11 protein-coding genes and 1 tRNA gene are annotated in these 12,377 nt (G+C 67.2%); all 12 read left to right on the top strand.

The window, feature by feature from the left end:
• Positions 1-3: 3 nt before the first annotated feature.
• On the top strand, positions 4-942 hold the full coding sequence (truA, locus tag EIP75_RS20020; protein ID WP_125244967.1) for a tRNA pseudouridine(38-40) synthase TruA: 939 nt from the start codon (positions 4-6) through the stop codon (positions 940-942).
• A 133-nt stretch (positions 943-1,075) separates the two neighbouring features.
• Entirely contained in the window at positions 1,076-1,780 is a 705-nt protein-coding gene (locus EIP75_RS20015) for a phosphoribosylanthranilate isomerase (protein WP_125244966.1), read from the top strand.
• Entirely contained in the window at positions 1,774-3,033 is a 1,260-nt protein-coding gene (gene trpB, locus EIP75_RS20010) for a tryptophan synthase subunit beta (RefSeq protein ID WP_125244965.1), read from the top strand. The genes EIP75_RS20015 and trpB overlap by 7 nt, the downstream gene beginning before the upstream one ends.
• Positions 3,034-3,056: 23 nt before the next feature.
• A complete protein-coding gene (gene trpA / locus EIP75_RS20005; RefSeq protein WP_125245024.1) occupies positions 3,057-3,884 on the top strand; it encodes a tryptophan synthase subunit alpha in 828 nt (275 codons plus the stop codon).
• Positions 3,881-4,753 (top strand): acetyl-CoA carboxylase, carboxyltransferase subunit beta, encoded by an 873-nt coding sequence (accD, locus tag EIP75_RS20000; protein ID WP_125244964.1) that lies wholly within the window; start codon positions 3,881-3,883, stop codon positions 4,751-4,753. Before trpA ends, accD begins: the two co-directional genes overlap by 4 nt.
• A 165-nt stretch (positions 4,754-4,918) precedes the next feature.
• Positions 4,919-6,316, top strand: coding sequence for a bifunctional tetrahydrofolate synthase/dihydrofolate synthase (gene folC, locus EIP75_RS19995; RefSeq protein ID WP_125244963.1), 1,398 nt, complete (start codon positions 4,919-4,921; stop codon positions 6,314-6,316).
• Positions 6,317-6,372: 56 nt separating this feature from the next.
• The gene (locus EIP75_RS24905; RefSeq protein ID WP_125244962.1) at positions 6,373-7,263 is read left to right on the top strand and encodes an SPOR domain-containing protein; all 891 of its coding nucleotides are present in this window, start codon (positions 6,373-6,375) and stop codon (positions 7,261-7,263) included.
• Positions 7,264-7,285: 22 nt separating this feature from the next.
• Positions 7,286-7,810, top strand: coding sequence for a CvpA family protein (locus EIP75_RS19985; RefSeq protein ID WP_125244961.1), 525 nt, complete (start codon positions 7,286-7,288; stop codon positions 7,808-7,810).
• 50 nt (positions 7,811-7,860) lie between these two features.
• The gene (gene purF, locus EIP75_RS19980) at positions 7,861-9,387 is read left to right on the top strand and encodes an amidophosphoribosyltransferase (protein ID WP_125244960.1); all 1,527 of its coding nucleotides are present in this window, start codon (positions 7,861-7,863) and stop codon (positions 9,385-9,387) included.
• A gap of 18 nt (positions 9,388-9,405) precedes the next feature.
• On the top strand, positions 9,406-10,662 hold the full coding sequence (locus tag EIP75_RS19975) for an O-succinylhomoserine sulfhydrylase (protein ID WP_125244959.1): 1,257 nt from the start codon (positions 9,406-9,408) through the stop codon (positions 10,660-10,662).
• Positions 10,663-10,669: 7 nt separating this feature from the next.
• Positions 10,670-12,079, top strand: coding sequence for a glutamate--tRNA ligase (gene gltX / locus EIP75_RS19970; protein WP_233584956.1), 1,410 nt, complete (start codon positions 10,670-10,672; stop codon positions 12,077-12,079).
• Between the two features lie 110 nt (positions 12,080-12,189).
• Positions 12,190-12,265: transfer RNA gene (locus EIP75_RS19965), tRNA-Ala, on the top strand.
• Positions 12,266-12,377: the final 112 nt, after the last annotated feature.

The raw sequence follows: 12,377 nt of genomic DNA, 5'->3' as shown, positions 1-12,377 counted from the left end.
TCCATGGACGAAGGGCAGGGGGCTTCGGCCCCTTCCGCCACGAGGGCGACCCGACGGGTCGCCCTTGGCATTTCTTACCGGGGCACGGCATACCACGGCTGGCAGAGCCAGCCCGCGGGGGTGGCCACGGTGCAGGGCGCGCTGGAGAAGGCATTGGCGGCGTTTGCGGTGCAGCCCGTGTCGGTGGTGTGTGCCGGCCGCACCGATGCCGGCGTGCATGGCATCAACCAGGTGGTGCACCTGGACACCGACCTGCATCGCGAGCCCTTCTCATGGGTGCGGGGCACCAACACCTTCCTGCCGCCCGACATCGCGGTGCAGTGGGCCATGGAGGTGCCCATGCATTTCCACGCCCGCAACAGCGCAGAAGGGCGGCGCTACGCCTTCATCGTGCTGGAGGCGCCGGTGCGCCCGGCGCTCGAGGCGGGGCAGGTGGGGTGGGTCTTCCGCCCGTTGGACCACGCTGCGATGGAGGCCGCCGCAGCCTGCCTCATCGGCCAGCACGATTTCAGCAGTTTCCGCGCCGCACAGTGCCAGTCGCCCACGCCCGTCAAGCTGCTGCGCGAGATCCGCATCACCCGCTGCGCCGCGCCGCGCATGCCCCTGGCGCCCGGCTCACCGGATGCCCACATGCCGCAGCGCAGCCCGGTCGGTGCGGGGGCGCCCCGGCAGGCCGAACCGGCGGCCAACATCTACTGGCGCTTCGATTTCGAGGGGCAGGCCTTCCTTCACCACATGATCCGCAACATCATGGGCTGCCTCATCGCCGTCGGCAGCGGCAACCAGCCGCCCTCCTGGATGCAGGCCGTGCTGGATGCGCGAGACCGCGACGCGGCAGCACCCACCTTCCCGCCAGACGGGCTGTATTTCCTGGGACCCCGCTACAACGAAGCGTGGGGGCTGCCCAATGTGACGCCGGCACTGGCCTGGCTGCCTGCCTGACGGTCGTTTCAAACGAAATCAGGTCAATATCCCTCGACCTTGCCCGACCCGCTATCCGGGCACAGTCGTTTTTGAGACAATCGGACCTTCCTCGTATCGGGCCAGGGCGACCGCGCTGGCTTTGTCCCCCCGGATGACCCTGCCTGCCGACCACCGCACCCGCATCAAGATCTGCGGCCTGACCCGCGAAGCCGATGTGGAAGCCGCTGCCCAGGCCGGGGCCGATGCGGTGGGGTTCGTGCTGTATGCCAAAAGCCCCCGCCATGTGACACCAGCGCGCGCGGCCGAGTTGGCCCGTCTGCTGCCGCCCTTCGTCACGCCGGTGCTGTTGCTGGTCAATGCCGACGATTCGCTGCTGAAGCAGGCTGTAGAGGCGGTTCCTCATGCGCTGCTGCAGTTCCACGGTGATGAAGCCTCGGCCGATTGCGACCGAGCTGGCCGCGCCTACCTGCGCGCCGCCCGGATGGCGCCCGGTTTCGATTTGTTAAACTTCGCGCTTGGCTACCCCAACGCCCAGGCCTTGCTGGTCGACGCCCATGTCGACGGTTATGGCGGGGGCGGGCAGGTATTCGACTGGTCCTTGTTGCCCCGTGGCTTGCCGCGCCCGATGATCCTGTCGGGCGGCTTGCACCCGGGCAACGTGGCCGACGGCGTACGTCAGGTCCGCCCCTGGGGGGTGGACGTGAGTTCCGGTGTCGAGTCCGGCAAGGGCCTGAAGGACACGGCGCTGGTGCGCCAGTTCTGCCAGGCCGTGCGGGCGGCCGACCGGCTGTGTGCCGAACCCTTGGCCGGCGCCAGCCAGCCCCGCGCGTCTGAACCCATGAAAGTCTCATGCTGAACTACCAACAGCCCGACGCCCGAGGCCATTTCGGCCCGTACGGCGGCTCCTTCGTCTCCGAGACCCTGGTCCACGCGCTGGACGAACTCAAGGCGGCGTACGAGCACTACCGCAACGATCCCGACTTCCTGGCCGAGTTCCACCGCGAACTGGCCGACTTCGTGGGGCGCCCCAGCCCGATCTACCACGCAGACCGCCTCAGCAGCGAGATCGGTGGCGCGCAGATCTACCTCAAACGCGAGGATCTCAACCACACCGGCGCGCACAAGGTCAACAACACCATCGGCCAGGCCCTGCTGGCCAAGCGCATGGGCAAGCCCCGCGTGATCGCCGAAACCGGTGCGGGCCAGCATGGCGTGGCCACGGCCACCATCTGCGCCCGCTTCGGCATGGAGTGCGTGGTCTACATGGGCTCCGAAGACGTGAAGCGCCAGTCGCCCAACGTCTACCGCATGCACCTGCTGGGCGCCCGGGTGGTGCCGGTCGAATCCGGCAGCAAGACCCTGAAAGATGCGCTCAACGAAGCCATGCGCGACTGGGTCACCAACGTCGAGAACACCTTCTACATCATCGGCACGGTTGCCGGCCCCGCGCCGTACCCCGCCATGGTGCGCGATTTTCAGAGCGTGATCGGCGAAGAGTGCCTCACGCAGATGCCCACCAAGATCGGCCGCCAGCCCGACGCCGTCATCGCCTGCGTGGGCGGCGGCAGCAATGCCATGGGCATCTTCTACCCCTACATCCCGCATGAATCCGTGCGCCTGATCGGCGTCGAGGCAGCGGGCGAGGGCTACGGCAGCGACAAACATTCGATGTCATTGCAACTGGGCTCGCCCGGCGTGCTGCACGGCAACCGAACCTACCTGCTGCAGGATGCCAACGGCCAGATCACCGAGACGCACTCCATCTCGGCTGGCCTGGACTATCCCGGCGTCGGCCCCGAGCATGCCTACCTCAAGGATATCGGCCGCGCCGAGTACGTCGGCATCACCGACAAGGAAGCGCTGGCCGCCTTCCACCGCCTGTGCCGCACCGAAGGCATCATCCCGGCGCTGGAATCGAGCCATGCCGTGGCCTACGCCATGAAGCTGGCCGCCACCATGCGCCCCGACCAGCACATCCTGGTCAACCTGTCCGGCCGTGGCGACAAGGATATCGGTACGGTGGCCGACCTCTCCGGCACCGAGTTCTACGACCGTCCGTCGCAGCGCGGCGTCACCGTCAAGGGTGCCCCCACCGGAGAGCAGGCATGAGCAGTGCTCAAGTGGTGCCCGGCATGAACCGCATCGACGTCACCTTTGCCAATCTGCGCGAACAAGGCCGCAAGGCCCTGATCCCCTTCATCCACTGCGGTGATCCCTTCCCCGATCTGTCGCCCGAGCTGATGTGGGCCATGGCCGATGCCGGCGCCGACGTGATCGAACTGGGTGTGCCGTTCTCCGATCCGATGGCCGACGGCCCCGTCATCCAGGCCGCGGCCGAGCGTGCGCTGGCGCAGGGTATTTCGCTGGTGCATGTGCTGGCCGATGTGAGGCGCTTTCGCACACGCAACACCACAACCCCCGTGGTGCTGATGGGCTATGCCAACCCGATCGAGCGCTACGACTTGATCCACGGCCCCGGTGCCTTCGTCAAGGAAGCCCGCGCTGCCGGCGTGGATGGCGTTCTCGTGGTGGACTACCCGCCCGAAGAGTGCGAAGAGTTCGCCGCCACCTTGAAGAGCCAGGGCATGGCCCCCATCTTCTTGCTGGCACCAACCTCCACGGAGGAGCGCATGGCCTCGGTCGGTCGCATCGCCAGCGGTTACGTCTACTACGTCTCGCTCAAGGGCGTGACGGGCGCTGGCCATCTGGACACCGGCGCCGTGGCCACCGCCATTCCCCGCATCCGCAAGCACGTCCACATCCCGGTGGGCGTGGGCTTCGGCATCCGCGATGCAGAAACGGCCAAGGCCGTGGCTGCCGTGTCCGATGCCGTCGTCATTGGCTCCCGCATTGTGCAATTGCTGGAAACGCAAAGCCGTGAGACCATCGCCGCGACTGCAGGCGCGTTCATTGCTGACATCCGTGCGGCACTCGATACCCTGAAAGGACCCTCGTCATGAGCTGGCTCGAAAAACTGCTGCCGCCCAAGATCCAGCCGACCGACCCGGCCGAGCGGCGCACCATGCCCGAAGGGCTGTGGACCAAGTGCCCGTCGTGCGAAACAGTGCTCTACAAAAGCGATCTGAGCGCCAACCAGTACGTCTGCCCCAAGTGCAGCTTCCACAACCGCATCGGCGCCCGTGAGCGCCTGGATGCCTTCCTGGATGCCGAAGGCCGCTACGAGATCGGCCAGGAGATCCTGCCGGTCGATGCCCTCAAGTTCCGCGACAACAAGAAGTACCCCGATCGCCTGAAGCAGGCCATGGAAGCCACCGGCGAGACCGATGCGCTCGTGGTGCTGGGGGGCTCGGTGCACGGCATCGCCCTGGTGACGGCCTGTTTCGAGTTCGATTTCATGGGCGGCTCCATGGGGTCGGTGGTCGGCGAGCGCTTCGTGCGTGGCGTCGAGACCGCCGTGGCCCAGAAGACCCCCTTCGTGTCCTTCACGGCCACCGGTGGCGCCCGCATGCAGGAGGGCCTGCTGAGCCTGATGCAGATGGCCAAGACCAACGCCGCGCTCACGCGCCTGGCCAAGGCCAAACTGCCCTACATCAGCGTGCTGACCGACCCGACCATGGGCGGCGTTTCCGCCAGCTTCGCCTTCATGGGCGATGTGGTCATCGCCGAACCCAAGGCCCTGGTGGGCTTTGCCGGCCCGCGCGTGATCGAGAACACCGTGCGCGAGAAGCTGCCCGAGGGCTTCCAGCGCGCCGAGTTCCTGCTTCAGCAAGGCGCCATCGACATGATCGTCGACCGCCGAGAGCTCAAGCAGACCATCGCGCGCCAGCTGGCCATGCTGCTGCGCCAGCCGGCCGACGCGCTGGTGTGAGGCCGCCGCGCTCTACCAGCTGTTCACGCGCTGTCTGACACCACGGGCTGCCCACGGGCAGCCCGTGACGCGTCTGGTGCCCAAGGCGCTTGTGATCTGGGTGGCCGCCCCGATCTGTCATGGGGCCGTTCCTGATCTTTCCTGTTGCTCAATCCCCTTTTGTCCATGACCTCCCGCTACGCGACCCTGGCCGACTGGCTGTCCCACTGCGAACGTCTGCACACCGCCGAGATCGAGCTGGGCCTGGACCGCGTGGCCGGCGTGTGGCGGCGCATGGGTGTCACCCTGGGCACGCCGATGGATGCGTCAGTGGATGCATCGGTGGACGTGCCGGTCGTCTTCACCGTCGCAGGCACCAATGGCAAGGGCTCGACCTGCGCCATGCTGGAGAACATCCTGCTGTCCGGTGGTTTTCGCACCGGCGTGTATGGATCTCCCCACCTCGTGCACTTCGAAGAGCGCTGTCGGGTGATGGGCATGCCCGTCAAGGCCGATGAACTGCTGCCGCACTTCGAGGCGGTCGAGCAGGCGCGTGGCGATAGCCCACTCACGTACTTCGAGTTCACCACCCTGGCCATCCTGCGCTTGCTGGCCCACGCCGGGCTGGACGCGGTGATCCTGGAGGTGGGCCTGGGCGGACGGCTGGACGCCGTCAACATCATCGACGCCGACTGCGCCATGATCACCAGCATCGACCTGGACCACATGGAGTTCCTGGGCCCTGACCGCGAGGCCATCGGCCGCGAGAAGGCCGGCATCATGCGGGCCGGGCGCCCGGCCGTGGTGTCTGATCCGAAGCCTCCCCAAAGCGTGGTCGCTCATGCCGAATCCGTCGAGGCCGACCTGTGGCTGTTCGGCCGTGACCACAACTACGCAGGCGATCGCCAGCAGTGGTCCTGGGGCGGGCGCAGCAAGCGCTTCAATGGCATGGCTTACCCTTCGCTGCGTGGTGCCAACCAGTTGCTCAACGCCTCGGGCGTGCTGGCCGCGCTGGAAGCGGTGCGCCACCGTCTGCCGGTGCCGGCGCAGGCCGTGCGCACGGGGTTGGCCACGGTAGAGTTGCCGGGCCGCTTCCAGATCGTGCCGGGGCAGCCCACCCTGATCCTGGACGTGGCGCACAACCCGCATGCGGCCGCCACCCTGGCCGTGAACCTGGACCAGATGGGCTTCTTCCCGCGCACCCATGTGGTGTGGGGCGCCATGGCCGACAAGGACATGGCTGGCATGGTGGAAAAGCTGCTGCCCCTGGTGGATGCCTGGCATTGCTGCGATCTGCCCACGCCCCGCGCCGCTTCTGCGCAACAGTTGGCCGATCTGGTGAGGGCCCTGCAGGCCCAGCCGGGCGCGGCCACCCAGCCCAAGGCCACCGTGAGCACCCACCCCGATCCGATGGCCGCGCTGCACGCGGCACTCGCGCAGGCGGACCCGGCGGATAGAATCCTGGTCTTCGGCTCCTTCTTCACGGTGGGCGGGGTGTTGCACGAGGGCTTGCCCCGTCTGAACGCGCCCCACATGCCGGGAAACCTCCCGCCGAACGCCCCTCCGAACGCCTTGCCGGGCTAAGGCGCACCGCGCCCGCACCCGCCCGCTGACCGATCCCCGTAGCCCTCGCGACCCGCATGCCGCTGCCATCGTTTTTCCAGCGCTTCCGCTCCGGTGCCCAGACGCCGGCGCCCCAGGTCCAGCCGCTGTCACCTGCCGACATCGAACAGGCCCGCGTGCGGGCCCGCCGCCGGATGATCGGCATGGCCGTGCTGGTGGGCGCCGGGGTGATCGGCTTCCCCTGGCTGTTCGAGACCCAGCCCCGGCCCCTGGCCACCGACATCCAGGTGGTCAACGCCTCTGCCCCGGCGGCCAATGCCGTGCCGGCCACGCGTTTGGCCAGCGGCAAGGTCACGCAGGTGCCGGCCGAGCCGGTGGTGCCGCCCCAGGTCAGTCGTGCGCTGGATGCCGAAGGCAGTGCCAAGGTGGCCGAGCGCGCCGAGGCCGCCACATCGCCCCGTGAAGAGCTTGTCGAGGACGCGCCGGTACCCAGATCCGAGCCCAGGCCGGAGGCCCGCAAGCCCGAGCCGAAGAAGCCAGAGCCCAAGCCGGAGGCGCGCCCCGCAGCCAAGCCCGTGGCCACGCCCAGCAAGCCCGAGGCCGCCAAGCCTGCCCAGAAGCCGTCCGCGCCCACCGTGGCAGCCACCAAGCAGACCGACAAGAAACCCGTGGCCGCCGCCAAGCCCGAATCCAAGCCGGATGCCAAGGCCGCGGCCAAGGACAGCAAGGACGACGCCGACACCCGCTACATCGTGCAGGTGGGCGCCTTCGCCGACACCACCACCGCCCATGCCGCGCGCATGAAGGTCGAGCGCCTGGGCATCAAGACCTACACCCAGGCGGTCGACACGCCCGGGGGCAAGAAGATCCGAGTGCGCGTGGGCCCCTACGTCAACAAGGCCGAGGCCGACAAGGCCATGGCCGCCCTGCGCAAGGCCGGCCTGACCGGTGCGCTGCTCACGCTGTGAGCACCGCGAAAAGAGCCTGCCCGTGCAAGACCTGAGCAACGTGACCGCTGGCTGGTCCATCGTCGACCTGGCTCTGGCGGTCGGCCTGCTGCTGTCGATGGTGGTGGGCCTGTGGCGGGGGCTGTTGACCGAGGTGCTGTCCCTGCTGGGCTGGATCGCGGCCTATTTCGCGGCGCAGTGGTGGGGGCCGACCATGGGCCGCACCCTGCCCATCGATGAGCCCGGATCACGCCTGAACGTGCTGGCGGGGATGATGGTGGTGTTCGTGGCGGCCTGGTTGGCCTGGGCCCTGATGTCGTGGGCGTTGCGCCAGATCGTCAGCGCCTCGGGCCTGGGCGGCACCGACCGGCTGCTGGGCGCGGTGTTCGGCCTGGCGCGCGGTGTGCTCGTGGCCCTGGTGCTCTACACCCTCATCAGCATGACCCCCATGACCGACTGGGAGCCCTGGAAGGCGTCCCACGCCGCCCCCTGGCTCAGCGCGGTGATGGACATCCTGCGCCCGGTGCTGCCGGGCGAGGTGACGAAGTATCTGCCGGCGGCGGCCTGAGCCGGCCCGGCCTGTTTTTTTGATGTTTTTCGTGAACAAGAGGTGATTCCATGTGCGGCATCGTTGGTGTGATTTCCAAGGCGCCCGTCAACCAGATGATCTATGACGCGCTGTTGCTGCTGCAGCACCGCGGTCAGGACGCGGCCGGCATCGTGACCGCCGGCCCCGACGCGCACGGACGCAAGTTCTTCATGCACAAGGCGCGCGGCATGGTCAAGGACGTCTTCCGCACGCGCAACATGCGGGCCCTGAGCGGCACCGTGGGCCTGGGCCAGGTGCGCTACCCCACCGCCGGCAATGCCTTCAACGAAGAAGAGGCCCAACCTTTCTACGTGAACGCGCCCTTCGGCCTGGTGCTGGTGCACAACGGCAACCTGACCAATGCCCATGCCCTGCGCGAAGAGCTGTTCGACATCGACCGCCGCCACCTCAACACCGACAGCGACACCGAAGTCCTGATCAACGTGCTGGCGCACGAGCTGGAGCTGGCCGGCCGCGAGCTGCCTTTGACGCCGGCTGCCGTGTTCAAGGCCGTGCGCGCCGTGCACAAGCGCATCAAGGGCTCCTACGCCGTGGTGTGCCTGATCGCCGGTTACGGCCTGGTGGCCTTCCGCGATCCCTTTGGCATCCGCCCGCTGTGCTATGGCGAGGCCGATCTGCCCGAAGGCCGTGAAGTGATGGTGGCCAGTGAATCCGTGGCGCTGGAAGGCACGGGTCACCGTTTCGTGCGCGACGTGCAGCCGGGCGAAGCCCTGTTCGTCGATCTGGACGGCGTGGTTCATGCCGAGCAGTGCGCGGACAACCCCGTGCTGAACCCCTGCATGTTCGAGTTCGTCTACCTGGCGCGCCCCGATTCCACCATCGACGGCGTGTCGGTCTACCAGGCCCGCCTGGAGATGGGCGAGACCCTGGCGCAGCGCGTGATCTCGACCATGCCGCCGTCCGACATCGACGTGGTCATTCCCATCCCCGAATCCAGCCGCCCGTCGGCCATGCAGCTGGCGCAAAAGCTCGGCAAGCCCTACCGCGAAGGCTTCGTCAAGAACCGCTACGTGGGCCGCACCTTCATCATGCCGGGGCAAGGCGTGCGCAAGAAGTCCGTGCGCCAGAAGCTCAACGCCATCAGCATGGAGTTCAAGGGCCGCAATGTGCTGCTGGTCGATGACTCCATCGTGCGTGGCACCACCTCGAAAGAGATCGTGCAGATGGCCCGCGAGGCCGGCGCCAACAAGGTCTACCTGGCCTCGGCCGCGCCGCCCGTGCGCTTCCCCAACGTGTACGGCATCGACATGCCCACCAAGGCAGAGCTGGTGGCCCATGGCCGTTCGCTGGAAGACATCCGCCAGATCATTGGCGCCGACGCCCTGATCTACCAGGATGTCGATGCCATGAAGCGCGTGGTCGGCAAGCTCAACCCCAACATCAAGGGCTTCGAGGCCTCGTGCTTCGACGGCACCTACATCACGGGTGACGTGAGCGCCGATGACTTCGCCGCCATCGAATCGCAGCGCCTCACGCAGAAGGACGAGGAAGAGGCCATCAACTCGCGCCTGGCCCTGCAGAGCGCCACCGACTGATCCCGACGACCGACCGCCATGGCCGACGATACGAAGAAGAAGCTGCCCCGCAAGGCCTTGCCGCCCGATGCCCACATCGAGACGCTGGCCGTGCGCGAAGGCCTGCCCGCCACCCCCTGGGGTGAGAACTCCGAAGCGCTGTTCCTGACCAGCAGCTTCGTGCACCCCGATGCGGCCACCGCCGCCGCGCGCTTCGCGAACGAAGAAGAAGCCTTCGTCTACTCGCGCTTCACCAACCCGACCACGATGATGTTCGAGCGCCGCCTGGCCGCGCTCGAAGGCACCGAGGCCGCCATCGCCACGGCCAGTGGCATGAGCGCGATCCTCTTGATGATCATGGGCCTGCTCAAGGCCGGTGACCACGTCATCTGCTCGCGCAGCGTGTTCGGCGCCACCATCGTGCTGTTCGAGCGCGAGTTCGGCAAGTTCGGCGTGCAGACCACCTTCGTGTCGCAGACCGACGTCGCCGAGTGGCGTGCCGCCGTGCGTCCGAACACCAGGCTGCTGTTCGCCGAGACGCCCAGCAACCCGATGACCGAGGTCTGCGACATCGCCCAGCTGGCCGAGATCGCACATGCGGCGGGCGCCTTCCTGGCCGTGGACAACTGCTTCTGCACGCCCGCGCTGCAGCAGCCCGTCAAGCTGGGCGCCGACCTGGTCATCCACTCGGGCACCAAGTACCTCGATGGGCAGGGCCGCGTGCTGGCCGGCGCCATCTGCGGCAGCGACAAGCTCATCAACGGCACCTTCATGCCGGTGATGCGCGGCGCGGGCATGAGCCTGTCGCCGTTCAATGCGTGGGTGGTGCTCAAGGGCCTGGAGACGCTGTCGATCCGCATGGCTGCGCAAAGCGCCAACGCGCTCAAGCTGGCGCAATGGCTGGAGCAGCAGCCCGCCGTGGACCAGGTCTACTACCCCGGCCTGCCCAGCCATCCGCAGCACGCGCTGGCCATGAAGCAGCAGAACAACTGCGGTGGCGCCGTGGTGTCCTTCACGGTCAAGGCCGATGCGGGGCAGGGCGCTGATGCACAGCGGCTGCGCCAGGCCGCCTTCCACGTCATCGACCAGACCCGGCTGTGCTCCATCACCGCCAACCTGGGCGACACCAAGACCCTCATCACCCACCCGGGCTCCACCTCACACGGCCGCCTGTCTGAAGAGCAGCGCCTGGCCGCCGGCATCACGCAGGGCATGGTCCGCGTGTCCGTGGGGCTGGAACACATCGACGACCTCACCGCCGACCTGGCGCGGGGCCTGCACACCTTGAACGATTGAACCCACCGTGAGCACCACTGTCCGCACACGCTTCGCCCCGTCTCCGACGGGCTTCATCCACCTGGGCAACATCCGCTCGGCCCTGTATCCATGGGCTTTTGCGCGCGCCAACCAGGGCGCCTTCATCCTGCGCATCGAAGACACCGATGTCGAGCGCTCCTCGCAAGAGGCCGTTGACGTCATCATCGAAGGCATGAAGTGGCTGGGCCTGGACCACGACGAAGGCCCGTTCTTCCAGATGCAGCGCATGGACCGCTACAAGGCCGTGCTGCAGGATCTGGTCGCCCAGGGCCATGTCTACCCCTGCTACATGTCCACGCAAGAGCTCGATGCCCTGCGCGAGCGCCAGATGGCCAACAAGGAAAAGCCCCGCTACGACGGCACCTGGCGCCCTGAGGCCGGCAAGCAACTGCCGCCCGTGCCCGAAGGCGTCAAGCCCGTGCTGCGCTTCAAGAACCCCATTGGTGGCTCGGTGGTGTGGGAAGACAAGGTCAAGGGACGCATCGAGATCAGCAACGACGAGCTGGACGACCTGGTGATCGCCCGCCCGGACGGCACGCCCACCTACAACTTCTGCGTCGTGGTCGACGACCTGGACATGGCCATCACCCACGTGATCCGTGGCGACGACCACGTCAACAACACGCCGCGCCAGATCAACATCTTCAAGGCCCTGGGCAAGGAGCCGCCGGTCTACGCCCACCTGCCCACCGTGCTCAATGAGCAGGGCGAGAAGATGTCCAAGCGCCATGGCGCCAAGGCCGTCACGCAGTACCGTGACGAAGGCTACCTGGCCGATGCCATCGTGAACTACCTGGCCCGCCTGGGCTGGAGCCACGGGGACGACGAGATCTTCTCGCGCCAGCAACTGGTCGAATGGTTCAACCTGGACCATCTGGGCAAGAGCGCCGGCCAGTTCGACGAGGCCAAGCTGCGCTGGGTGGCCCAGCAACACATGAAGACGGCCGACGATGCCGTGCTGGCCTCGCTGGTGCTGCAGCAGTGGCAATCGCGCGGTGTGGCCGTGCCTGCCTCGTTGCAGCAGGGCGACACGCTGGCCGCGATGTGCGCGCTGTTCAAGGACCGTTGCGCCACCACGGTGGAGCTGGCCGACTGGCTGTCCATGTACGTGGGTGCCGTGCAGCCGCCGGCCGACGAGTTGGCCGCCCAGTTCACCGACGCCGTCAAGCCCGCCGTGGCCGCGCTGGCCGCCCGCCTGAAGGCCTTGCCCACCTGGGACAAGGCCGCCGTTTCGGCCGCCTTCAAGGAAACGCTGACCGAGGCCGGCCTGAAGATGCCTCAACTGGCCATTCCCGTGCGCCTGCTGGTGTGCGGTCGTGCACAGACGCCGTCGGTCGACGCCGTGCTGGCCCTGTTCGACCGTGAGGTTGTGGTGCAACGTTTGCTCGAAACTTGATGAGAGCGTAAAAACCGGTATATACTCTCGGTCTCGCTTGAACGACGCTTTGTTTGAACAACGAAGCAGCCGGGCAGCCTGAAGAAGGCGGTTGAAAGACCCAATTCGACGGGGGTATAGCTCAGCTGGGAGAGCGCTTGCATGGCATGCAAGAGGTCAGCGGTTCGATCCCGCTTACCTCCACCAACAACCCTCGGGTTGTGAACCTCAGGGTTCAGGTGGATCCGGGTGCGGAATTGGCCAGGGCACAGCGTCGATCAGGTTGCATGAAGGATTCAGTCCCCTTCGTCTAGAGGCC

Source organism: Aquabacterium soli (assembly GCF_003933735.1).
Lineage (GTDB): Bacteria > Pseudomonadota > Gammaproteobacteria > Burkholderiales > Burkholderiaceae_C > Aquabacterium > Aquabacterium soli.
Note: the sequence above shows the minus strand (reverse complement) of the source record. Positions and strands in the feature narration are given on the sequence as shown.

Coding starts and splice junctions, on each gene's coding strand:
- purF (WP_125244960.1), top strand. CDS start 7,861: ATGTGCGGCATCGTTGGTGTGATTTCCAAGGCGCCCGTCAACCAGATG.
- EIP75_RS19975 (WP_125244959.1), top strand. CDS start 9,406: ATGGCCGACGATACGAAGAAGAAGCTGCCCCGCAAGGCCTTGCCGCCC.
- trpA (WP_125245024.1), top strand. CDS start 3,057: ATGAACCGCATCGACGTCACCTTTGCCAATCTGCGCGAACAAGGCCGC.
- trpB (WP_125244965.1), top strand. CDS start 1,774: ATGCTGAACTACCAACAGCCCGACGCCCGAGGCCATTTCGGCCCGTAC.
- EIP75_RS20015 (WP_125244966.1), top strand. CDS start 1,076: ATGACCCTGCCTGCCGACCACCGCACCCGCATCAAGATCTGCGGCCTG.
- EIP75_RS24905 (WP_125244962.1), top strand. CDS start 6,373: ATGCCGCTGCCATCGTTTTTCCAGCGCTTCCGCTCCGGTGCCCAGACG.
- accD (WP_125244964.1), top strand. CDS start 3,881: ATGAGCTGGCTCGAAAAACTGCTGCCGCCCAAGATCCAGCCGACCGAC.
- folC (WP_125244963.1), top strand. CDS start 4,919: ATGACCTCCCGCTACGCGACCCTGGCCGACTGGCTGTCCCACTGCGAA.
- truA (WP_125244967.1), top strand. CDS start 4: ATGGACGAAGGGCAGGGGGCTTCGGCCCCTTCCGCCACGAGGGCGACC.